Source organism: Pelagihabitans pacificus, from assembly GCF_009371985.2.
GTDB lineage: Bacteria > Bacteroidota > Bacteroidia > Flavobacteriales > Flavobacteriaceae > Pelagihabitans > Pelagihabitans pacificus.
In genome coordinates this window covers 37,353-62,050 of record NZ_VIKU02000002.1, presented here as the reverse complement: position 1 = coordinate 62,050, position 24,698 = coordinate 37,353, and the positions used below count along the sequence as shown (strand labels likewise).

Genomic DNA, 24,698 nt, shown 5'->3' with positions numbered 1-24,698 from the left:
ATTTAAGAGTAACTAACCAACCAAAAAAAGGGCCTTCCATCGGAAGGCCCTTTTTATTTGGCTTCAAGCCATATATCCTGAATAGGGTCGAACGGGGTATTGGTAAACTAGTTATTTAAAAAATGAATCCATTCCCGGTATGTTCGGCATCCCTTCCTTGGCGACTCCCGCAAGCTCGGCCTCATTAACCCTAGTAGCCGCATCGATGGCCTTGTTAATAGTAAGAATAAGATAATCTTCCAACTGTTCCTTGTCGGCAAGGAGGCTGTCGTCGATCTTGATTTCCTTTAGTACCCTACTGGCTGTAATAGTAACCTCCACCAATCCATCAGACGACTTTTCATTTAGAGTCACCGTTTCCAATCGTTTTTTGGTAGCTTCCACTTTGGCCTGCGTTTCTTTAAGCTTTCCCATCATGCCCATCATATCTCCGAACATACTCGTTATTTTTAATTATTACGGTAGCTAAATTAGTAAATTGCGCATAAATTCCTTTCTATGAACCGTAGCCAAAAAATTGTAGCCGTTATTTTAGGATGCCTTACTTTTGCGGCTTCCTGTAAAAACCATGAAAACGAAATGACCCAGATTCCAGCACCTGTTGCCAAAAAGCAACCGAAAGAATTGGAAAAACACGGTGATGTCCGGACGGATGACTATTATTGGATGAACGATCGCGAAAATCCCGAAGTTATCTCCCATCTGGAGGCAGAAAATGCCTACTATCAAAAGATGACCGAACATACAAATGATTTCCAGACCGCCCTGTTCGAGGAAATGAAGTCCAGAATCAAGGAGGACGATACTTCGGTACCCTACAAGAATAACGGCTATTGGTACATTACCCGCTTTGAAACAGGTCAACAATACCCTATATACTCCCGAAAAAAAGAAACGTTGGATGCGGAAGAAGAAATCATGTTCAACGGAAATGAAATGTCCGTGGGTCATGAATTCTTTAACCTCGGGGGACTCTCGATAAGCCCTAACAACGAATTGGCTGCTTTTGGGGTCGATACCGTTTCTAGAAGACAGTACACACTCCAAATCAAAAATTTGTCAACGGGGGAAGTATACGACGATAAAATCGACAACACCACTGGCGGCGCTGTCTGGGCAGACGATAACAAGACACTTTTTTACACCAAAAAAGACCCGGTAACGCTCCGCGCCGATAAGATCTACAAACATGTTCTTGGTACTCCGGAGAGTGCCGACGAATTGGTATTTAATGAAGAGGATGAAACCTTCGGTACCTATGTCTACAAGACCAAATCAAAAAAATACATCGTTATTGGTTCGTACAGTACATTGACTTCCGAATTCCAGATTTTAAAGGCCAGCGACCCAAACGGTACTTTTCAGGTTTTTTCGCCAAGGGAAAGAGGGCTCGAATACTCGATTTCCCATTACGATGACCATTTTTATGTATTGACCAACAAAGACGGTGCAACCAACTTCAAATTAATGAAAGTGCACTTGGACAACACAAATGCTGAAAACTGGGAGGAGTTTATACCCCACAGAGAGGATGTTTTACTAGAGGACCTAACGATTTTTAAGGAATTTTATGTCCTTTCGGAACGCGAAAACGGACTGAATAAGTTGAAAATAGTTCGGTGGGACGACAACGATAGTTACTACCTGCCCTTTGAAAGCGAAACCTACACGGCTTATGTAAGCACCAACCCCGATTTCGACACCGAAATTTTGCGATATGCCTATAATTCGATGACAACCCCGAGTTCTACTATTGATTTCAATATGAAGACCATGGAGAAAGAGGTGAAAAAAGAGCAGGAGGTGTTGGGCGGAAAGTTTCATAAAGATAATTACCGTGAAAAAAGGGTTTGGGCGACGGCCCGTGATGGGGTAAAGGTGCCCATCTCCCTAGTATACCATAAAGACACCCCCCTTGATAAAAACACCCCGATATTACAATATGCCTATGGCTCCTATGGGGCTACGATCGATCCTTATTTTTCATCCGTACGATTGAGCCTGCTAGACCGTGGATTTGTATACGCGTTGGCCCATATTCGCGGAGGGCAGTATCTCGGCAGACCGTGGTACGAAGACGGAAAATTGTTAAAAAAGAAAAATACCTTTACCGATTTTGTCGATTGCTCAAAGTTTTTGATTTCCGAGGAATATACCAGCCCGGAGCATCTATATGCCATGGGTGGTTCTGCGGGTGGGCTTTTGATGGGCGCGGTCGTGAATATGGCGCCTGAATTGTACAATGGGATAGTGGCCCAAGTGCCTTTTGTGGATGTGGTGACGACCATGTTGGACGATTCCATTCCTTTGACAACCGGAGAATATGATGAATGGGGCAATCCGAACGAAAAGGAGTACTACGATTATATGAAATCGTACTCGCCCTATGACAATGTGGCCGCCAAGGCCTATCCGAATATGTTGGTGACCACCGGTTTGCATGACTCCCAGGTGCAGTATTTCGAACCTGCAAAATGGGTAGCCAAACTGCGGGAACTTAAAACCGACGATAACCTATTGCTGTTTGATATTAATATGGAGGCGGGTCATGGTGGGGCCTCCGGTCGTTTCGAATCGCTCAAGGAAGTGGCCAAGGAATACGCCTTTCTACTTGATTTGGAAGGAAAAACCGACTAATTCAAAAAAAATAGTAATTTTGCCCTGTCAATTTTGTTAATTTCAAGATTAACGAAAACAACCTACATGCAGAATAAAAATAAGGCGCACGACAATATTTTAGCACTGATCGGTAACACGCCACTAGTTCGACTGAAAAATATTGTCAACGGTTTTAAAGGGACGTTTTACGCCAAAGTAGAAGCCTTAAATCCCGGTCATTCCTCAAAAGACCGCATTGCCCTCCACATTATAGAGGAGGCCGAACGCCAGGGAATCCTTTCCAAAGGAGACACGATAATCGAAACCACCTCCGGCAATACGGGTTTCAGTATCGCCATGGTGAGTATCATCAAAGGGTATGAATGTATCTTGGCGGTAAGCTCGAAATCGAGCCAGGATAAGATAGATATGCTGCGAGCTATGGGTGCAAAGGTCTATGTGTGCCCCGCCCACGTAAGCGCTGATGACCCAAGGTCATACTACCAAGTTGCGAAAAGGCTTCATGAAGAGACCAAGGGCAGTATTTACATCAACCAATATTTTAACGAGCTGAATACCGATGCACACTACAAATCTACGGGCCCTGAGATATGGGAACAGACCAATGGGGAAATCACCCATTTGGTAGCCTGTAGTGGCACCGGAGGTACTATTTCCGGTACGGCACGCTATCTAAAGGAGCAGAATCCGGAAATCAAGATTATCGGAGTAGACGCCTTTGGAAGCGTTTTGAAAAAATATCATGAGACCGGGGAATTCGATTCCAATGAAATTTATCCCTATCGCATCGAGGGTCTTGGAAAGAATTTAATCCCTTCCGCCACGGATTTCGAGGTCATCGACGAGTTTATTAAGGTATCCGATGAGGAAAGTGCCCATAGGGCTAGGGAAATATCCAAAACGGAAGGCATATTTGCAGGATATACCTGTGGTGCCGTAATGCAGGCTGTTAAACAATTGCACGAACAAGGTGTTTTTGACGACAAAAGTAATGTAGTGGCCATTTTTCCGGATCACGGATCACGCTATATGAGCAAAATATACAGTGATGAATGGATGGAAGCCCAAGGGTTTTTAAATGACAGCACTGTAGAAGAGACCCCCAAAGTCCAGGTCGTTCGATAACCAACAAGAAATTACTTCAAAAGCAGTGGCAATCTGTCATTGCTATGTTGTTGTTCACAACGTGCTGTTCAAAAACTCGGGCGACCGCCTGTTAAAACTATCTGAAAATTAGCTATTTTTGCACAAAATAAAACCAACGGATGAGAGATTTATTCGACAGAATCATTGAAAATAAAGGCCCTTTGGGAAAATGGGCTTCCCAGGCGGAAGGCTATTTCGTTTTCCCGAAGTTGGAAGGTCCCATCTCCAATAGGATGAAATTTCAGGGCAAGGATGTGATTACATGGAGCATCAATGATTATCTGGGAATGGCCAACCTACCGGAAATCAAGAAAGTGGATAGTGAAGCTGCCGCGGAGTACGGAGCTGCCTATCCCATGGGCGCAAGAATGATGAGTGGCCATACCAAGTATCATGAGCAACTAGAGCAGGAATTGGCCGATTTTGTACAAAAGGAATCCGCCTATTTACTCAATTTCGGTTACCAAGGAATCATGTCGGCTATCGATGCCTTGGTCTCAAAAGATGATATTATCGTCTACGACGTTGACTCGCACGCCTGTATCATTGATGGGGTACGACTTCATATGGGAAAACGTTTTACGTTTAAGCACAACGATATTGAAAGCCTTGAGAAAAACTTGGAACGTGCCACAAAAATGGCGGAAACGACCGGAGGTGGTATTCTTGTCATTTCAGAAGGGGTTTTTGGCATGCGCGGGGAGCAAGGCAAGCTAAAAGAAATCGTGGCCCTAAAGAAAAAATACAATTTTAGACTTTTGGTCGATGACGCCCACGGTTTTGGGACCCTTGGCAAAACAGGTGCCGGAGCAGGTGAGGAGCAGGGTATTCAGGACGATATCGACGTGTACTTTGCGACCTTTGCCAAGTCAATGGCCAGTATCGGTGCCTTTTTGGCCGCGGATAAAGAAATCATCGATTACTTAAAATACAACCTTCGTTCGCAGATGTTTGCAAAATCACTACCGATGATTTACGTAAAGGGCGCGTTGAAACGGTTGGACATGTTGCGCAACCAACCCGAGCTGAAGGCAAAGCTTTGGGAAAATGTCAATGCCTTGCAGAACGGACTGAAAGACCGGGGATTTGATATCGGTACTACGTCAAGCTGCGTGACTCCTGTTTATTTGAACGGAAGTATACCCGAAGCGATGGCGCTCGTAAAGGATCTTCGGGAAAATTTTGGAATATTTTGTTCTATAGTGGTTTACCCAGTGATACCTAAAGGATTGATTCTACTAAGGATGATTCCGACCGCAACCCATACCATGGAAGATATCAAAGAGACGCTTGATGCGTTCTCCGCTATTCGGGAACGATTGGTCAATGGTACCTACAAAAGACTTTCAGCCGCAGTTGCAGCCGCAATGGGAGAATAAACGAAGGCCAACGAAAGTTATGTTTTTTTAGAAAGGGATAATTACAGATTCCATCACGACTTTCGTTGTGGTGGAATTTGAAATTTCTGCATGTTTGTCAGGATGAAAAAAATTATCCCAAATCCTTCCTGTAGGTGGCCCGTCGCTTATAAATGACGGGATTAAAATGTTTCCACATCTGGCGGATGGCCAAATTTTCCTCTAACTCAGGGGTTCGGTAGCAAATTTCGATATTTTTTTCCGAAAAGGTTTTGTAGTACTCGTTGAAGATAATGGCGGTAACGCCTTTGTGCTGATAATTGGGATGAATACCGATCAGATAAAAATAGACGTCTTTATTGTATTTTTTGGCCTTTAAGAGATGATAGAAACCGAATGGAAACAATTTTCCCTTTGCCTTTTGCAGTGCTTTTGAGAACGATGGCATCACTATGGCGAAGGCGATGAGCTTGTTCTGCTCATCGGCTATGAACTTGATGTACTCCGGATTGATTAGACTTAGGTATTTCTTCTTAAAATATTCTTTCTGTATATCGGAAATGGGAATGAAGGTAGGCAATTTGGCATAGGTCTCATTAAAAAGGTCGAACATTTGATCTGCCATCGACAATACCTCTTTGGTCTTTGTAAAATTGATTTCCCTAAGCTTATATCGCTTTTTAATCAAATTGTTCATTTTTGTAAAAAGGGCCGGATCCGCGTTGCTTTTGGGGAATTTATTTTCGACATATCCTTTTTCCTTTTTAAATCCCAGGCGTTCATAATGCTTTACATAATAGGCGTGGTTGTACCAAGTTACCATGCTTCCGATATGGTTGAATCCTTCCGTAAGTACTCCGGCTTTGTCTAAATTTGTGAATCCTACCGGACCTTCCACAAAAGCGAGCCGATGCCGTTTTCCAAGCTCGATCACTTTGTTCAATAACGCTTCGGACACTTCGGTGTCATCGATAAAATCAAACCAACCAAAACGCATTTTTGCGACTTGTTGTTCCTTTACTTCGACCCAGTTGATGATGGCCACGATACGTCCTGCCAATACCCCGTCTTTATAAGCCAGAAAAAACCACGCATCCGCATTCTTGAATGCGGGATTTACAGTCTTGTCGAATGTTTGTACCTCGTCCGAGATAATCGGCGGTACCCAATAAGGGGAATCTTTATATAAGGAAAACGGAAACTTTACAAACGTCTTTAAATCCGATTTGGTAATAGCTTCTTTTAGGGTGACCATTGAATAGAATTTCTCTGGTCAATATTAGCGATATTTGGCAAGAGCATGAAATTAGCTTTGCCAATTTTGGGGAAGTTTATGATATTTTTGAAAGGGTACTATTAAAAATCGATGGCCCCGTTGTCTTTCTTTTGATTCTTTAGTTTCTTTCGCTCTTCTTTCCTCAATTTCCGAAGTTGTTTTTTGGATGGTCCCAAATCAATATCCTCCGCACCGGAACCATCTTTTTTTGCTTTTTTCCTTTCGTTCTTTGTCTTTTTCTTCATGGAGTTCCTCTTGATGGAACCACCATTTTCACCAGCCTTTTGCTCATCGATGGAAATAACCTTGTCCTTATGAAAATCCAAACGGTAGGACCCTCCCGCCGATACAAATATTCTGGACGGGGTATTTTTGAAACTGGCACCCAGATGAATGTCTGCCTGAAAATGGTCGGTGAACAGGTGTGCCACCCCTCCCCGTAAAAGTAGGTCCGAATATCGATCGCTGTCAATACCTTGATGTTCTACGAAGATGCTCCACTTTGGGTTCCGAAAACCATGGGAAAGGGAAATCAAATAGCTAAGCTCGGGGAAATCACTACTTATCCGGTCATAGGCGATGTTCGATATTAAAACGAATCGTGGCGTGAGTCTACTCTGGGTGGCGACCATAGCCCTATAGGTTACAGTGGGATCCCCGACATAAAATGGATTATCCCCTAAATTAAGGGTAGTACCTCCATAAATGGATATGGAGGGAATCAAGTTTTTCCACTTGAAACCGTAATTGGCCTTCCAGCTATATAAATTGGGTTTGTTCCGTTCCGGATTCTTGTAATGGTCATAGATTAAATATTTAAGACCAAGCCTATTTCTCGAAAAATCCGTAAGGTTATCGCTGAAACCTAGGTTTCCGTAGGTGATATTTTGATTTTGAAAGGTACCCTCCCAGTTAATCTCCAATTGCTCGAATAGCAGTCCGTACCGCAATGAGATATCTCCGCCGAATATGTTGCTCTGGGTATTCAAAAGTGAATGATCCCGTTGTTCGAATAAAACTCCCGCCTCTAACTGTATCACGTTCTTGCCTACTGCGTAGGCACTTACTGAAAGCCCTGGTCGGTTCGAGTTGATGACATCGGTATATTGTGCAAATCCTATAAAGGGAAGAACAACAAGAAATAGACGAATTACTTTCTTCATTACTTTGAGACTATTGTTTGGCAACCGGTTCGAAAACTATCGAAAATGTATGCGGGGAATCTGCTGACGGCCCGCTATACCTGGTTTTATTATATTTTTAAGACTTTTGCCTTATGTTTAAAACGTGAGAATCGTACTTTTGATATATTAAAGGGAAAATATTATGGCTTTTTTAAAGACACTACTGATCATCTTGCTGGTTTATTACCTTTTCAAGATTTTGGTACGCATGTTTGCACCAAAAATATTCGGGTATGCCGCCAAAAAGACCGAAGAGCATTTTCGGGAGCGTTTTGGGGAGTTTGCCGATTTTAATTCCGCAAACGGGGAACAGCAAGGTGACATTATCATAGAAAAGAAGAAAACAAGGAAAAAGGATTCCTCCCAAGACGTTGGGGAATATATCGACTTCGAGGAAATCGATTGATTGCTTTTGTAGAACTCACCTAACCAACTACCTTAAAAAAACCTATGAAAACCGGTTTAAAAGCGTTCTTTGTTCATTTTTTTGCAGCCGTTTTTTTTGTCATTGTCGCCTTGGCCTACTTTCATCCAGTGCTAGGCGGAAAGGTTCTGAATCAACCCGATATCGTCCAGTATACGGGCATGGCAAAGGAACAAAACGATTTTAGAAAAAGAACTGGGGAGGAACCCTACTGGACCAATAGTGCCTTCGGGGGCATGCCGACCTATCAACTGGGGGCCTACTATCCCCATGACTACATTAAGAAACTGGATAACCTGATCCGTTTTCTTCCGAGGCCGGCCGATTATCTCTTTTTATATTTTATTGGCTTTTATATTCTCTTGTGTTGCCTAAAGGTAGATTATCGTCTGGCAATACTCGGTGCTTTGGCGTTTGGTTTTTCAACGTATTTGATCATTATTTTTGGAGCCGGCCATAACGCAAAAGCCCACGCCATTGGCTACTTACCTTTGCTTTTGGGGGGTATTGTATTGACTTTTAGAAAAAAATACCTCTGGGGATTTGTTTTGACAGCTATTGCAATGGCTTTGGAAATCAGGGCAAATCATTATCAGATGACCTATTATTTCATGTTGCTGGTCCTTATTCTCGGTGTAGCCTATTTGGTAGACGCTATTCGAAATAAACAACTGAAACATTTCGGCATTTCTGTTGGAATCCTTCTATTAGCGGTTACCCTCGGTATTTCCGCAAACGCAACAGGCTTAATGGCGACCAAAGAGTACGCGGATTGGAGCACAAGGGGCAAGTCGGAGTTAACCATCAACCCGGACGGATCACCAAAGCAAAACACCGAAGGTCTCGACCGAGAATATATCACGCAATGGAGCTATGGTATTGCAGAGTCCTTAAATCTATTTGTACCCCGACTATTCGGCGGAGCTACCTTTGAGGACTTAGGGGAGGACTCCAAAGCGTATGATTTTTTAATCGATCAGGGATTGCCGCGCAACCGGGCACTTGAGTTCGCCGGTCAGGTGCCGACCTATTGGGGAGACCAACCCGGAACTTCCGGCCCGGCCTATATCGGGGCCATCGTCTTTTTCTTGTTCATTTTGGGCTTGATTTTGGTCAAAGGTCGGGCAAAGTGGTGGTTGCTTGGGGGCGTGTTGATGTCGTTAATGCTTTCGTGGGGAAAAAATTTCAGTCTTTTGACCGATTTTATGATCGACTATTTCCCGTTGTACGACAAGTTTAGGGCAGTATCTTCGATTCAGGTCATCCTGGAACTATGCGCGCCGATACTGGGAGTTCTGGCATTGGGGTCGATTTTCAATGCCTCCATCCCAAAAAAAGACAAAATGAAAGCGGTCAAAATCGCCTCCTATGCTGTTTTGGGACTCGTAGCTGCCTTGTTTCTTGTCAAGGGGATGTTTTCTTTTGAAGGTCCGAGAGATCGAATGTTTGCCGACAACTATGGAAATGAGTTGTACTCCTTGATTGTTTTGGATCGCAAGGCTGTCTACAATGCCGATCTTTTCCGATCGTTCCTTTATGTGTTGCTAACCGCCGGACTGCTATGGTTGTATCTCAAAGAAAAACTAAAGCAGAATGTGGTCATTATTGCCCTAGGGGCACTCATTGTGTTCGATTTGGTCGGGGTTAACCTACGCTATGTGAACAAAGACAGTTTTGTAAATAAAAGGCAGATGTCCCAACCGTTTACGGAGACTGCCTTACATAAGCGAATCCTGCAGGACGACGGCGTTTTCCGGGTATACAATCCTGCCGAAGGGTGGGATTCGGCAGGCACCTCTTATTTTCACCAGTCGATTACCGGATATCACGCCGCGAAGCCCGCAGGGATGCAAGACCTATTCTACTTTTATATCTTTAAGGGAAACATGGGCGTTTTGAATATGTTGAACGTAAAGTATGTGGTACAACAGGATGAAGAGGGTAGGAACTACCCTGCCGTTAATCCGGAAGCGAACGGGAATGCATGGTTTGTAGATAAATTAATTGAAGTGAACAGCGCCGACGGGGAAATCAAGGAACTCGCGAATTTGGACACTAAGAGGGAAGCGGTAGTAAATACTCAAAAGTTCACCAACATTAATCGGTTTAACTTTCAGGTAGACAGTACGGCAACAATAAACTTGACCGACTACCAGCCCAATCATCTTACCTATACGTCCAAGAATGCAAATGCAGGCATTGCGGTTTTCTCCGAAATGTACTATGCCAATGGTTGGAACGCGTACATCGATGGTAGGCGGCAGGAGCATTTTAAAGTCAATTATGTACTTCGGGCCTTAGAAGTTCCTGAAGGAACCCATACCATTGAGTTTAAATTCGAGCCTGAAGTAGTTGAGACGGGAAGCAAAATTACCTTGGCCAGCTCCATATTGTTGGGACTAATAGCTTTGGCCGGCATAGGATATTCATTTTGGAGGTCAAAGGAAAAAGGGGGAAAACCCCAAGCTTGATGAAAAAGGTACTCATCATCACGTATTACTGGCCCCCTGCTGGTGGTCCGGGGGTACAGCGGTGGTTGAAATTTGTAAAGTATTTAAGTGACTTTGGGGTAGAACCGTTTGTGTACATTCCCGAGAACGCCCATTATCCCATCCAAGACGCTTCCCTAGTCGATCAAGTCCCCCAAGGTTTAACCATTTATAAACAACCGATCTTTGAACCCTACCGCGCCGCTGGTTTTTTGTCCTCGAAAAAAACCAAACGAATTAGTTCTGGCATTATTCAGGTCAAGAACCAGTCAACACTGGAAAAAATCATGCTATGGGTACGTGGTAATCTCTTTATCCCCGACGCACGAAAATATTGGATAAAACCGTCGGTTGGTTTTTTATCGGAATTGTTGGGGAAAGAATCCATAGATACCCTCATCACCACCGGTCCGCCCCATAGCGTTCATTTGATAGGATATCAGCTGAAGCAGCTTCATAACATCAAATGGCTGGCGGATTTTCGTGACCCATGGACATCCATAGGATACCACAAGAAACTTCGACTTACGAAATCGTCACAACAAAAACACGAAGAACTAGAGCGTTTAGTGCTGAACCACGCGAATCAGCTCATAGTTACGAGTCGCACCACCAAAAAGGAATTCGAGGGAATTACCAAACAACCAATTACCGTGATCACCAATGGCTACGATTCGGATTATATAGGGGGCGCTAATTTGGATGAACGATTCACGATATCGCATATCGGTTCATTGCTTACAGGAAGAAATCCTAAAAACCTTTGGAAAGTACTTTCCGACATATGTGCCGAGAATGAACTTTTCAGGGCAGACCTACAATTGGATTTTATAGGAGTAGTCAGTAAAGATGTGCTGGATACCCTATATCGCTATGAATTGGCGCCGTATATCAAAATGAGGGGCTATCTGTCCCACGCCGAAGCACTTCGCCGACAGCAACGGTCACAGGTATTGCTCTTAGTTGAAATCGACTCCATTGAGACCAAAGGTATCGTTCCAGGAAAGCTATTTGAATATATGGCGGCCAGAAGGCCTATTTTGGCCTTGGGCCCCGAAGGATGGGAAGCGAGTAGGCTTATTGAGGAAACCCAAACAGGTCAGGCATTCGATTATCAAGAGCGATCAGGACTTAAAGCCTTGGTATTGGAATGGTACAAGGCCTATAAAAAGGGAAGCCTGTATGTTGAGGGGAAGCATATTGAGCGCTATAGTCGAAAGGCATTGACCGAAGAACTCACCAAACTGTTATAATGGGAATCGTATTTCGACAATCGATGAACAATACGATCGTTACCTATCTGGGTTTTGGTATCGGTGCCATCAATGTCTTATTCCTGTATACTAATTTCATGGCGGATGAATATTATGGCCTTATACAGGTTATTTTATCGGCCTCTACTATCCTAATGCCACTCTTGGCTTTCGGTGTTCCCAACACCTTGGTTAAGTTTTACAGTGGTTTTAACGACCCTAAAAAACAAGAGGGGTTCCTTACCCTGATGCTGCTCTTACCATTGGTCCTGATCGTACCGATGGCCTTGGTTTCATTTTTGGCCAACGAGGCCATAGGCAATTTTTTGGCCCGTGAAAATCCGGTGGTAAAGGATTATGTCTGGTATATTTTTCTCATTGGAATGGCCATGGCTTATTTTGAGGTATTCTACGCCTGGGCCCGTATTCACATGAAATCGGTTTTTGGGAATTTTATGAAAGAGCTCTTTTGTCGTCTTGGTCAGACCCTTCTGTTGGTACTGCTCTATTTTGATCTCATCACAGTCGATTTCTTTATCAAGTCACTGGTCGGGCTCTATTTGGCACGAACGATTTTTATGAAACTATCTGCCTTTCGTTTGCGAATGCCGAAGCTATCTTTCAATTTCCCCACAAATATGGGTAAGATTTTGACCTACAGCGCCCTCATCATTTTAGGAGGGTCTACTGCAATCGTGCTGCTGGAAGTTGATAAGGTGATGCTCAACCAGTACATCCGGATAGAGAACGTAGCGTATTATAGTGTTGCCGGCTTTATGGCGTCGGCCGTAGGAGTCCCTACTCGGGCCATGCATCAAATCACGTATCCTTTGACGGCCAAACTGTTGAATGAAAACGACATGGGTGCCTTGAAACAATTGTATCGGAAAAGCTCCCTCACCCTGTTCCTTATCTGCGGTTTTTTGTTTGTACTGCTTCTACTAAACCTGAACGATTTGTATACCTTGTTACCGGAAAGCTATCGGGGCGGACTGGTAATTGTATTTTGGATTGGAATGGCAAAGGTCTCCGATGCCATAATGGGAAACAATAATTCTATTCTATACAATTCGGATTACTTTCAAGCAGTGCTTTTCATGGGTGTCGGGCTCGCGGTGTTGACGGTGCTTTTCAACCTATGGCTGATTCCTGCCTACGGGCTTAAAGGAGCCGCGATTGCCAGTTTTTCCGCATTTTTGATTTACAACCTCATAAAACTTCTTTTCGTGAGATGGAAATACGGCCTTCTGCCTTTCTCCAACGATACCTTGAAAGTTTTTGCCCTTTTACTGGTGACCGCTGCGATTTTTTATTACGTGCGGTTTCCTTTTCATGCAATCATTAATATTGGCCTCAAGGCTATTTTGATGATCTTGTTGTATACAGGGGTTTTGTATCGCCTACGCATTTCCGAGGACGTGTTTGGGGTTATTTCCAAGTTTTTCAAGAAAAACTAATGGGGCATCCGGTTTTGTTTCCTCGAATCCCTACTTCGGTTCTATCTCGGCGTACTTCCTCATAGCAGCTTATCTGCAACCTCCAACCAGTTTTTGGCCCTTGGGTGGCCATTACTATGAATGTTGTGGGGAGAGGTGAATAAAAGGGTGTCTCCATCGAAGCTATCCAAATTATAACTTCTATCATCTATCAAAAGGTCACCTTTCAAGATATGTTTATTACCACAAAGTATCCGGTTTTTCCAATGGATAAAGGGAAAATGCTCGTCTAACCACTGTGATTTTTCCCTAAGGGAATTGGGGAATTGCATGGCGGCCGACGCGATGAAAAGCGCGTATTTTTCATGTAGAGCCTGTAGAACTTCCTTACTATCCTTTATGGGTTTTAGATTGATGAAAAAACCCTCCTGCTTGGCATGGTCACGAACACTTTTTTGATGTTCTTCCGGTACGCATTGCCAAACTTCCTTGCCCATACACTCCTCAACGGTCAAAGAGCCATCGAAGTCTTTGTTGTAAATTTCAATGTGGGCCATATAAGTGTCGGCAATCACTTCATCCATGTCGATAAATAAGGTCATAGCGATTAAATTTAAGCGAAGAAAGACAATAAATCGTGAAATGCAAAGCAATCCATTTTAAACAAGGGGATGACGACCTGTTATGAACGTTTTCATAACGGATAATTGATTTATTCCCCTTCTTGTCGTAATTTAAAACCTCAACAGTAAAGGATGGGAACACAGAGAAGAAAATTCATGATAAGAACAGGCATGTTGGCTGCCACTGCCGCTATAGCCCCCGGTATACTACTCTCGTCTAAAAGACACCTAAATAAAAAGTTAGGTGTCGCCTTGGTGGGCCTGGGCTATTATAGCACCGATGTGTTGGCCCCGGCGTTGCAATTGACCCAAAACTGTGAACTTCGGGGTATTGTTACAGGTAGCCCGGATAAAATTCCGGTATGGCAGCAGAAGTATGGCATCAAGGATGGTAACGTGTATGACTATCAAAATTTTGGAACGATCGCCAATAATCCGGATATCGACGTAGTCTACGTGGTACTTCCGCCCTCTATGCATGCCGAGTATACCATAAGGGCCGCCAGGGCAGGAAAACACGTATGGTGCGAAAAACCCATGGCACCCTCGGTGGCCGATTGTGAGGCGATGATCAAGGAGTGCGCGAATAATAAGGTAAAGTTGGCCATCGGCTACCGCTGTCAACACGATCCCAACATCCAGGCCTATATGAAAGTCGCCAGGGAAAAGCCCTTTGGTCCGGTAAAAATGATTGCCTCTGCAGCGGGCTATTTTGATGGTAGGTCCGACCACTGGAAACAGAAGAAAAATATGGGCGGTGGGGTCATGGGCGATATGGGGGTCTATGCCCTGCAAGGGGCCCGATTGGCGACCGGGGAGGAGCCCATTTCGGTTTCAGCCCAGGCATCGACTACAAGACCCGAAATTTATCATGAGGTTGAGGAAACGATGTTGTTCCAATTGGAATTCCCAAGCGGTGCCCTCGCCGCTTGCCATACCAGTTTTGGAATTCGTATGAACTATCTGCAAGTGAATTATGACAGGGGATGGCTTAAGATGGAACCCCACTCTTCCTATGGAGGGAACAAGGGAAGTATGTCCGATGGGACCATCATCAATTTTCCGTTGAAAAGCCAGCAGGCCAAGCAGATGGATGAGGACGCTGCCGCGATTATGAACAAAACCCCATTGCTGGTTCCCGGAGAAGAAGGGCTAAGGGACATTCGGGTGGTCGAGGCGATCTATAAATCGGCTGCCCAGAATTGTACCGTAAAAATATGACGCAATAAACGTCCAGATTGCTTTATGAACGCTCGAATCGTATTGATATGAATCTTAGGAACCTCTCGATTGGTTTTTTATGGGGAATGCTGCTTTTCGCCTCTTCCTGCAGTGATGATGGAGTCGAGGTGCAGACCCAGGATAATTTTGAAGCGACCACGCTGCCCGATGGCTCCTTGATTTTAGTAAATCACTATACCTTACTTTCCTATGATGAAAACTTTACACCAAGGAAAGTTACCTTGGAAGGGGAGGCCTTTTTTGAAGTGGCCAAAGGGGAATCGGATTTTGTGGTGAGTACCAAAAATGGAACGGTATGGGTAAAGGGCACCGAATTCAATGTGAAAACCGCTGCGGACCAGTTAGAAGTGGATGTGAAAAGTGGTTGGGTGAAATTGAAGACGGAATTTGATGAAAACGAGGTCAAAAATGGAATGAAAGCAGTGTATAAGGAAGGGGAGAACGCGGTACGTACAGTAAAATCGGACCAAGAGTATAGGAAATGGACAAGGGCCCTAAAAAAGGAATTCAAGAAAATAGGCAAGGAGATACAACCGGTTGCCAAGCAAATAGGAAAGGAATTTAAAAAAGCCGGCAAGACGGTCGGGAAAGAATTAAGGAAGTTGAAAGACTAGGACGGCAATGTAAAGGATGAAAGACAAGGTGTTTTATAGAAAGGTCTCTATTCGGGGTTCCGAGGAATTTTCAAAAATCAGGATTGAGGAACCAATGACACATTCTGCGGGGCCTTTAGGCGTTAAGGAAGCCCTCAGGCATAGCTTTAAGGAAATGGGGGTCCTACGATCGATGAGGGCCTTACTTGAAATGAACCAGGAAGATGGTTTCGACTGCCCCTCCTGCGCTTGGCCCAATCCTGAAAATCCTTCCAAAATTGCCGAGTATTGCGAAAACGGGGCGAAAGCATTGGCCGATGAGGCCACAACCAAGCATATCGACAGCGATTTCTTCAAAAAGTATTCGGTGGAGCAATTGTCCCAACTCACCGACTATCAGTTAAACAAGTTTGGCCGCATTACGGAACCCTTGGTGTTACGACCGGGGCAAGTGCATTATGAAGCCATCTCCTGGGAGGACTCCTATCGATTGATCGCCGATCATTTGAAAGGCTTGAATTCCCCGGATGAGGCCATTTTCTATACCTCGGGCCGTTCGAGCAACGAGGCCGCTTACCTCTACGGCATGTTCGCCCGCGCCTTTGGCACAAACAATATGCCCGACTGTTCCAACATGTGCCACGAATCGAGCGGGGTAGCGCTTTCCGAAACCCTGGGTATTGGAAAGGGATCCATAAAGTTGGAAGATCTCTACGAAGCGGAGGTCGTCATAGTGGCGGGACAGAATCCCGGGACAAACCATCCCCGCATGTTATCCGCCCTTGAAAAATGCAAACAAAATGGCGGCAAGGTTGTCAGCATCAATCCACTGGAAGAAACCGGATTGGTCAACTTCAAAAATCCGCAGAAATTAAAAGGGATGATAGGGCCGGGGGAAGATATGGCCGATATTCATCTTCAGGTAAAAATCAATCAGGACATTCCGTTGGTAAAGCTACTGCTAAAAAAGCTGGCTACATTGGATGCCAAGAAAGGAAATGTTTTTGATCATTCGTTTATTGAAAAATATGTAGCGGGTTACGAGTCGTTGCTTGCGGATCTCGATAACTATCGGGAGGCATATCTTTTAGACGCTTGTGGTGTTGCCGAAAGCAAAATCGATGAAACCGTCGAACTTTTGGCCAATAACTCCAACATCGTGGTCTGTTGGGCCATGGGCCTTACCCAACACAAAAATGGCGTGCGGAACATTCAGGAATTCGTGAACCTTTTATTGCTCAAAGGTGCCATCGGGAAACCGAATGCGGGTACCTGTCCGGTGCGGGGTCATAGCAACGTACAAGGCGACCGGAGTGTGGGTATCATGCATTACGTAAACAAAACCCTCAATAAAAAAATAGAGAAGCATTTAGGTTTTGTGCCCCCCTCCAAGGAAGGGGTAGATACCGTAGGGGCAATGGAGGCCATGTACGAGGGTAGGGCAAAGGTGTTTATCTGTCTAGGGGGGAACTTTCTGATGGCCGCTTCGGATACGGAATATACCGCCAAAGGGCTTCAAAACTGTAATTTGACGGTACAGATCAGCACTAAATTGAACCGCACTCATTTGGTCACAGGGGAAACCGCCTTGATATTGCCCACATTTGGACGTTCCGAAAAAGACACGAAAAACGGGACGTTAAGGTACCTTACCATGGAAGACAGCATGGGCCGCGTACGGCAATCCCGTGGACTTTTAAAGCCCGCCTCCGACAATATCAAGAGCGAACCGGAATTGATTGCCGAATTGGCACACACGTATTTTGAAGGGAAGCATCCCGTCGATTGGAAGGCTATGGGTGAAAACTATGAGCTTATTAGAAATAGTATTGATAAGGTGGCCAAAGGGTTTGATAATACCAACGAACGTTCAAAAGGGGTGGGTTACTATTTGCCGAACAATGTGCGGGAACTTGATTTCAGTATGTTGCCGAAGGGACGGGCACAATTGACGATCAACCCATTACCCGACCATCGGCTTGAAAAAGATGAGTTTATTCTGATGACGATTCGCTCACACGACCAGTTCAATACCACTGTTTACGGTCTTGATGATCGGTATCGGGGTGTATATAATGAAAGAAGGGTGTTGTTTATGAACCAAGAGGATATTCGGGCACATAACTTGAAAAAGCTTGATCTCGTAGACATTATCAGCACTTATGACGGTACCCCGCGTGTTGCGAATCGTTTTTTGGTGGTGCCATACAACATTCCTCGAACTAATTTGGCAGCCTATTTCCCCGAAACCAATGTGCTCGTTCCCTTTAACCACTATGCGGATAAGAGCAAGACACCCATCAGTAAATCCGTCAAAGTCAAAGTTGTCAAGGCGGTAGGGAAGTAAATAGACAAACCAATCCGGGCGCCACTCGTGAATGGAGTAGATTACGAAACGACGGTCGTGGTTCAATCGACCATTTGATTATCAGTGTAGGTATATTGGAATAAGAATTACCTAAATAATCTCGATACTCAAATACTTCGTCGGGGCAGGGGAAAAGTCTCTTCGGCCCATTTCAGGGAGGATATACGAATGATTAAAAAAAACCTCCGCAGCGGACGAATCCACTACGGAGGTAAACAACTAACCAACCTAAAAACTATCTTTATTTCTTTATTACTGTCTTCTAGTACTTCTTGATCTCGTAGCCCTAGTGTTGTTACTGCTTCTTGCCGGGGCTTTGCTTACCCTTCTGCTAGAAGTACTTCTAGAAACCGTCTTTCTACTTTGCTTCGGGGCCGAAGAACGTACCGTACGTTGTTTCGTACTGCGCTGAGGCGCTTTGTACTTGGTTGTGCTTCGGGTTACCGTGGTTTTCTTCGGGGTTCGCGTAACCGTTCTTTTGGAAACGGTATTCTGTCTGGGCGAACGTACCGTAGACGACCTTTTGGTAACTGTTCTATTTCCGTTGTTCGAACGCACGGTTCCTTTTTCGATATTCCTGCTCTCGATTCGCTTGCTGCGATCCACGGCGGTTCTTCCGGCAATACGGTTGTTCGAGGAACGATTGGAGCGTACGGCATCGTTCGTTCTGGCTGCACCTCTGCTCCGAATGGCATTGTCCCTTCGTACCGAATTGCTACTTCGAACCTTTCTATCGTTTCGGCTACTGGCTACGGTTCTGTTGCTACGGCCTATGTTGGAAGACCTTCTGGTATTGTCCCGTAAAGCAACTCGTTTGTCATTTCTATAAACCGAAGCTCTTTCACGTCGTACGTTGTTATATCGATGTTCTCTTCCGATTTTGGCATACGCCCTTCTATGATTAAATCGATAGGGCCTGTAATAGGTGTACCTGAAGGGTCGGTAAAACCTTCTGTATGGTCTGTTATACACTAAACAGAATCCCAAAGTAGGTCTGGCAAAGAAGGCGTGAAACGGCCTGTACACATAAAACCTGTTGTACACGTTGATGAACCCGGTGTGGTAATCGTAGAAACCACGATTGTTGTAATACACATACATACCACCCAGTCTTCGAACCCGACCGTTACGATAGTTAATATCCACACCTCCTATTTGGGTGACACGGCCGTAATAGTCGTAAAAGATAGGTACGTTCTCTACCTGAATTACAGCACCATAATCATCGTACTGGGCATAGGGACTATAATCAAATCCGGAGTTAAACGTAACACCGTTTCTACGACCACTAATATAATTATCGATATAGAAATCAAACTCACCATCTGGATAAACTGAAAACGTAATGCCTTCTTCCACAAAGATGAAAGAGTTGTTGTATCGATAAGCATTGCGTTCGGCAACCTTATTTTCTACTGTACTGGAGGCCATGATACCACTGGTACCTAAAATAAGGGCCGAAAAAAAGAGTACGAATTTTTTCATGATATAAGGTTTTAAGCCTGCCACTTGACAGGGCGGTTCTGAATGGAATTATTCGCATTCGATTAGTATATACCAAACAGCGTGCCAGAAATTTATTTTTATTATAAGTATCTCATTATCAAATAAATATAAAATTAAAACTGGTAGCTCATATAGTTCAATGAAAAATAAACAATAGGTGTTTTAGAGTACATACTGCTTTTTTGGAGGTGTTGTACTTTATATATTGCAGTAGTAAAAAATGGACTTAGTGGGGCAAAAAATACCCTAACAGATTCGTAAAAAATCGAAAACGACCTTTGAGGGAGATTCCCTTTTCATTAATTTGTTGACCAGGGAATTTAATTCGATCGGGACAGCTTTTCCCTTAAATACTTGGCCGTGTGCGAAATAGTGTCCTTTGCCAGTTCCTCTGGAGTGCCTTGTACAAGCAGTTGGCCGCCATTTTCACCACCCTCAAGTCCCAGGTCGACAATATAGTCGGCGCACTTGATGAGTTCTATGTTATGTTCGATTACGATGACGGAATGCCCACTAGAAATGAGGGCATCGAAGGACTTGAGTAATTTTTTGATGTCGTGAAAATGAAGTCCCGTGGTCGGTTCATCAAAAATAAACAGTGCTTTGTCCTTGGTAGTACCCTTTACCAGAAAGGAAGCCAATTTGATGCGTTGCGCCTCCCCACCGGAGAGGGTCGAGGACGATTGTCCCAGGGTAACGTATCCAAGCCCTACATCTTGCAATGGTTTTAGTTTGGAGGTAATTTTTGTCTGTTTATGTTGTTCAAAGAACGAAATGGCGTCATCAATAGTCATATTTAATACATCATCGATAGATGCCCCTTCGAAGGTTACTTCCAATACCTCCTTTTTGAAGCGCTTACCGTCACAAGTGTCACATTCGAGATGTACATCGGCCATAAACTGCATCTCCACGGTGATTTCGCCTTCCCCCTTACACTTTTCGCAACGCCCCCCGTCTACATTAAAGGAGAAGTGTTTGGCTTGGTACGCCCTGATCTTACTCAACTTCTGGTTAGCGAATAAGGTTCTAATATCGTCATACGCCTTGATATAGGTGACAGGATTTGATCGTGAGGACCGCCCAATGGGATTTTGGTCTACAAATTCCACGTGCTTGATAGACTGATATTTACCTTCCACAGCGGTATACTGCCCAGCCTTTTCCCCATATCCTCCGACTTCCTTTAGGATGATAGGGTATAGCAGTTTTTTGACTAGGGTGCTTTTACCACTTCCGGAAACCCCGGTAATAACGGTGAGCATGTTTAAAGGAAAGGTGACATCAATGTTTTTCAGATTGTTTTCCCGGGCACCTTTGATCTCGATAAAACTTTTAGACGTTCTTCTTGTATTGGGAACGGGGATTTCTTCAGAACCATTCAAATAGTTCGCCGTAAGTGAGGAGGAAGCGAGTATCTCGTCGTAGCTTCCGGTGGCAACAACTTCCCCACCGTGCGTACCGGCTTCTGGACCAATATCGATAACTTGGTCGGCCGCTTTCATGACATCTTCGTCATGTTCCACCACAATGACGGTATTGCCAAGATCCCTCAAAGACTTGAGTACCTCGATTAAATTCTCGGTATCCTTTGGATGAAGTCCGATACTGGGTTCGTCAAGGATGTACATACTCCCTACCAAACTACTGCCCAAAGAGGTGGCCAGATTGATACGTTGACTTTCCCCACCGGAGAGTGTATTCGATTTTCGGTTAAGGGTCAAGTATCCCAATCCTACCTTGCTCAAAAAACCGAGTCGGGTATTGATTTCTTTCAGTAAACGAGACGCAATCTTTGCATCGTGGGCACTTAATGTAAGCCCACCAAAGAAATGAATCAGTTTTTCGATGGATAATTCGACCAAATCCGAAATCGATTTGCCATGGACCTGAACATAACCGACCTCTTTTCTCAAGCGCTTGCCTTTGCAAAGATTGCATCGGGTCTTCCCGCGATATCTGGACAGCATTACCCGGTTCTGGATTTTATAGCTTTTTTCCTCTAACATGGAGAAAAATTTATCCAGTCCGATGAAATGGTCATTACCTTTCCAAACGAGTTCCTTTTGTTCTTCCGTCAATTGAAACCACGGTTTATGAATTGGGAAATCAAATTTGTAGGCGGCGTTAACCAGTTGGTCACGGTACCATCCCATGCTCTCGCCACGCCATGGGAAAATGGCATTTTCAAAAACGGATAAGGCGGTATTCGGAACCACCAAATCTTCGTCGATGCCAATGACGTCCCCATAACCTTCGCATTTGGGACAGGCGCCGTAGGGGTTGTTGAAGCTAAAAAGGTGAACATTGGCCTCTGGGAACGACATGCCGTCCAATTCGAACCTGTTACTAAAAAATGTCTGTTTTTCGTTGGAGAGTTCCTCTATGATACATTCACCCTTGCCCTCAAAAAAGGCACTGTCGACGGCGTTGGCCAGGCGATTGTAAAAATCCTCATCATCTTGTGTGATAATCCTATCGACCACCAGATAGAATTGCTTTCCGATATCCCGGGGCGCAGCATCTATCCGCATTACTTCTCCCTGATATTTGATTCTCGCATACCCTTGTTTCGATAGTAACTGAAGTGATTTCAGGGAGTCTCGTTTTTCATCTATCGTAATGGGAGCCAATAGCAACAGCTTGGTTCCGGCCTCGTATTCCTTTATATGTTCGATGACGTCGGTCACCGAATGTTTCTTAACTTCCTTACCGGAAATGGGTGAGATGGTCTTCCCGATACGGGCGTACAACAGTTTTAGATAATCATAGATTTCAGTGGTGGTGCCCACCGTAGAACGGGGGTTGGTCGAATTTACTTTTTGTTCGATGGCGATAGCGGGTGCGATACCTTTTATATAATCCACCTTTGGTTTGTCGAGTTTGCCCAAAAACTGTCTGGCGTATGATGAAAGACTTTCTACATACCTTCTTTGCCCCTCGGCATATAAAGTATCGAAGGCAAGACTGGATTTGCCTGAACCCGACAAACCTGTAATTACCACGAGTTTATTCCTAGGGATGACAACATCGATATTTTTTAAATTGTGGAGTTTGGCACCCTTGATAATAATGTTTTCCTTGGGGTTTACTTCTGTAATTGCGGGCATGTTTTTTTGAATATTGGCAAAGATACGACAAGCGCTAATTTTTAGCTAGCAGTGCTCGGCACCTTATGTAATTTTATATTTCTTACAGCACAAATTTGTTTGTTCCACTTAATTTTTTCTATATTTGAACATAACAAAACGTTAAAAGCCTATAGATCAACAATTACTTTTTTAGAATTCAAGGAATAACCTTAAAGACTTTTTTCCCCAGAAAGGTCTGTAGTTGTAACCAAAAAAGTAATTGTTATGGAAGTACTTATCGACGATTCCCTACTGATCAAAAGATACATCAACGGAGACGAAAAGGCGCTCGAAACACTCATCAACAGACACAACCAACGCATCAGCGGTTTTATATATTCCAAAGTCAACGACCGCGATATCACCGAAGACATTTTTCAGGACACCTTTATAAAGGTAATCCGAACCCTCAAAAGGGGTACCTACAGCGAAGAGGGCAAGTTTTTGCCATGGGTGATGCGTATAGCGCATAACCTCATTATTGATCACTTTAGAAAGACCAGTAGGATGCCCATGTTCGAGGGAAGTGATAGCTTTAACATATTTTCGTTCGTAAGCGATGACCGCCTCAATATCGAAAAACAGCTTATAAAAGATCAAATCGATTGTGATTTGAATCTACTGATCGAGGAACTGCCCGAAGATCAGAAGCAAGTATTGCTCATGCGTATCTATAAGGATATGAGTTTTAAGGAAATCTCCGAGATAACTGGGGTTAGTATCAATACTGCCCTGGGGCGAATGCGCTATGCATTGATCAATCTCAGGAAAATCATAGATAAGAACAACATTGTTTTAACGAATTAATTTGCAAAAGGTCGAACAGGACCACTATAAGTATCTTAGTACCGTTATCCTTATCAGAAACAATGCTAAGATATTATGGAAGACATTTACGCGAATGATAAAACAATATGTAGGCTCGTGAAAGCGAAACCGGATACGATACATTTTTTATTGGAGTATTCCAGATCGCTTCACATCTCGAAAGTAAAAGGAATAGTGTTCGAAAGTCATAAGAATTAAATTATTGGCCCACTTTTGTAATGAACCCTGACATTTGGTCGGGGTTTTTTTTATGACCTTTTTGAAAAGAAAAGGGGTTCCCCAGTGATAAGACTAGACCGTTTATCGATGATTTTGCTTTCGAGCGGAACGCCCAATAGTTGGATAAATTGTATTGGGATTAGAGAAAGTGCGATTTCACATCAAAAACAAGTGGTTTTACAACATTGTTTTTCCCAAAGATGGGGTATTGTCTAGTTTTAGGTCATAATTAAAAATCGAAACAGTCTTTCACAAAGGCATGTTTTAACATGAAAAACTAAAAACTATCAAAAGCTTTCCCAGTCGAGAAGGCCCCTAACTTAACCAAAACCTTGTTTGTATGGAATTTCAAGTTGAAGACTCAGTATTAGTGAATAATTTTATAAGTGGAGACGAGAAAGCGTTGGAAATATTGATCAACAGACACAACCAACGAATCTCCAGTTTTATCTATTCCAAAGTGTTGGATAGGGATGTGACCGAAGATATTTTTCAAGACACCTTTATAAAGGTGATAAAGACCTTGAAAAAAGGTACCTACAGTGAAGAGGGAAAGTTTCTGCCATGGGTGATGCGTATTGCACACAATTTGATCATCGACCACTTCAGAAGAAATAAACGTATGCCGATGTTCGAAGGCAACGAAGATTTCAACATCTTTTCGGTTATCGGTGATGATAAGCTAAATGCCGAAAAACAATTGATCAAAGACCAAATCGATACTGACTTAAGATTACTCATCGAGGAACTTCCAGATGATCAAAAAGAGGTTTTGCTAATGCGCATTTACAAGGATATGAGTTTTAAGGAGATTTCCGAGAACACCGGAGTAAGCATAAATACGGCATTGGGGCGCATGCGTTATGCATTGATCAACCTGCGAAAAATAATCGACAAACACAACATTGTTCTGACCAGCTAAGAGAACTTGTTCAGGGTAGAACAATAATTATATATTGGTGGCGTTATTTAAGTATAACTATACGATCATCAATATGGAAAA

The 24,698-nt window shown here is 43.7% G+C and carries 18 protein-coding genes; 12 read left to right on the top strand and 6 right to left on the bottom strand.

From position 1 onward, the window contains the following. Nucleotides 1-111 precede the first annotated feature (111 nt). Nucleotides 112-438: a YbaB/EbfC family nucleoid-associated protein gene (locus FK220_RS07615; protein ID WP_152573723.1), complete on the bottom strand. Its 327-nt coding sequence runs from the start codon at nt 436-438 to the stop codon at nt 112-114. Nucleotides 439-498: 60 nt separating this feature from the next. On the opposite strand from FK220_RS07615, the gene FK220_RS07610 reads away from it, so the two are divergent. The 3 genes from FK220_RS07610 (at nt 499) to FK220_RS07600 (ending at nt 5,144) form a co-directional block, all read left to right on the top strand. Beyond that, complete coding sequence (locus tag FK220_RS07610) at nt 499-2,637, top strand: S9 family peptidase (protein WP_152573722.1); 2,139 nt, start codon at nt 499-501, stop codon at nt 2,635-2,637. Nucleotides 2,638-2,703: 66 nt separating this feature from the next. Further along, entirely contained in the window at nt 2,704-3,744 is a 1,041-nt protein-coding gene (locus tag FK220_RS07605) for a PLP-dependent cysteine synthase family protein (protein ID WP_152573721.1), read from the top strand. A 140-nt stretch (nt 3,745-3,884) separates the two neighbouring features. Continuing rightward, on the top strand, nt 3,885-5,144 hold the full coding sequence (locus FK220_RS07600; protein WP_152573720.1) for an aminotransferase class I/II-fold pyridoxal phosphate-dependent enzyme: 1,260 nt from the start codon (nt 3,885-3,887) through the stop codon (nt 5,142-5,144). A 112-nt stretch (nt 5,145-5,256) separates the two neighbouring features. On the opposite strand, the gene FK220_RS07595 is transcribed toward FK220_RS07600, so the two are convergent. Further along, a complete protein-coding gene (locus tag FK220_RS07595; RefSeq protein WP_152573719.1) occupies nt 5,257-6,378 on the bottom strand; it encodes a GTP cyclohydrolase in 1,122 nt (373 codons plus the stop codon). 101 nt (nt 6,379-6,479) lie between these two features. Then, nucleotides 6,480-7,562 carry a transporter gene (locus FK220_RS07590; RefSeq protein ID WP_152573718.1) on the bottom strand — a complete coding sequence of 361 codons (1,083 nt, stop codon included), beginning with the start codon at nt 7,560-7,562 and terminating at the stop codon, nt 6,480-6,482. A gap of 163 nt (nt 7,563-7,725) precedes the next feature. Between FK220_RS07590 and FK220_RS07585 the strand changes: the two genes are divergently transcribed. Genes FK220_RS07585 through FK220_RS07570 form a run of 4 tightly spaced genes read left to right on the top strand, consistent with a single transcriptional unit; the run spans nt 7,726 to nt 13,206 of the window. Beyond that, nucleotides 7,726-7,989, top strand: a complete 264-nt coding sequence (locus FK220_RS07585) for a DUF4834 family protein (RefSeq protein ID WP_152573717.1) — start codon at nt 7,726-7,728, stop codon at nt 7,987-7,989. A 44-nt stretch (nt 7,990-8,033) separates the two neighbouring features. Next, entirely contained in the window at nt 8,034-10,478 is a 2,445-nt protein-coding gene (locus FK220_RS07580; RefSeq protein ID WP_152573716.1) for a YfhO family protein, read from the top strand. Beyond that, nucleotides 10,478-11,749 carry a glycosyltransferase family protein gene (locus tag FK220_RS07575; RefSeq protein ID WP_152573715.1) on the top strand — a complete coding sequence of 424 codons (1,272 nt, stop codon included), beginning with the start codon at nt 10,478-10,480 and terminating at the stop codon, nt 11,747-11,749. Before FK220_RS07580 ends, FK220_RS07575 begins: the two co-directional genes overlap by 1 nt. Next, complete coding sequence (locus tag FK220_RS07570; RefSeq protein ID WP_152573714.1) at nt 11,749-13,206, top strand: oligosaccharide flippase family protein; 1,458 nt, start codon at nt 11,749-11,751, stop codon at nt 13,204-13,206. Before FK220_RS07575 ends, FK220_RS07570 begins: the two co-directional genes overlap by 1 nt. Before the next feature lie 59 nt (nt 13,207-13,265). On the opposite strand, the gene FK220_RS07565 is transcribed toward FK220_RS07570, so the two are convergent. Then, on the bottom strand, nt 13,266-13,787 hold the full coding sequence (locus FK220_RS07565; protein WP_152573713.1) for a 5' nucleotidase, NT5C type: 522 nt from the start codon (nt 13,785-13,787) through the stop codon (nt 13,266-13,268). Between the two features lie 153 nt (nt 13,788-13,940). Here FK220_RS07565 and FK220_RS07560 point away from each other — a divergent pair, with 153 nt between their 5' ends. From FK220_RS07560 to FK220_RS07550, 3 genes are read left to right on the top strand one after another with little or no spacing between them, the layout of a single operon-like run. Continuing rightward, a complete protein-coding gene (locus FK220_RS07560; protein ID WP_152573712.1) occupies nt 13,941-15,029 on the top strand; it encodes a Gfo/Idh/MocA family protein in 1,089 nt (362 codons plus the stop codon). A 47-nt stretch (nt 15,030-15,076) separates the two neighbouring features. Then, a complete protein-coding gene (locus tag FK220_RS07555; protein ID WP_152573711.1) occupies nt 15,077-15,664 on the top strand; it encodes a FecR family protein in 588 nt (195 codons plus the stop codon). Nucleotides 15,665-15,680: 16 nt separating this feature from the next. Beyond that, the gene (locus FK220_RS07550; protein ID WP_152573710.1) at nt 15,681-17,990 is read left to right on the top strand and encodes an FdhF/YdeP family oxidoreductase; all 2,310 of its coding nucleotides are present in this window, start codon (nt 15,681-15,683) and stop codon (nt 17,988-17,990) included. 273 nt (nt 17,991-18,263) lie between these two features. On the opposite strand, the gene FK220_RS07545 is transcribed toward FK220_RS07550, so the two are convergent. Then, nucleotides 18,264-19,496 carry a hypothetical protein gene (locus FK220_RS07545; RefSeq protein ID WP_152573709.1) on the bottom strand — a complete coding sequence of 411 codons (1,233 nt, stop codon included), beginning with the start codon at nt 19,494-19,496 and terminating at the stop codon, nt 18,264-18,266. 341 nt (nt 19,497-19,837) lie between these two features. Further along, entirely contained in the window at nt 19,838-22,627 is a 2,790-nt protein-coding gene (gene uvrA / locus FK220_RS07540; RefSeq protein ID WP_152573708.1) for an excinuclease ABC subunit UvrA, read from the bottom strand. Nucleotides 22,628-22,873: 246 nt separating this feature from the next. Between uvrA and FK220_RS07535 the strand changes: the two genes are divergently transcribed. Both FK220_RS07535 and FK220_RS07530 read left to right on the top strand, forming a co-directional pair. Then, nucleotides 22,874-23,455, top strand: coding sequence for a sigma-70 family RNA polymerase sigma factor (locus tag FK220_RS07535; protein WP_152573707.1), 582 nt, complete (start codon nt 22,874-22,876; stop codon nt 23,453-23,455). Between the two features lie 580 nt (nt 23,456-24,035). Beyond that, entirely contained in the window at nt 24,036-24,617 is a 582-nt protein-coding gene (locus tag FK220_RS07530; RefSeq protein ID WP_152573706.1) for an RNA polymerase sigma factor, read from the top strand. Nucleotides 24,618-24,698 lie beyond the last annotated feature (81 nt).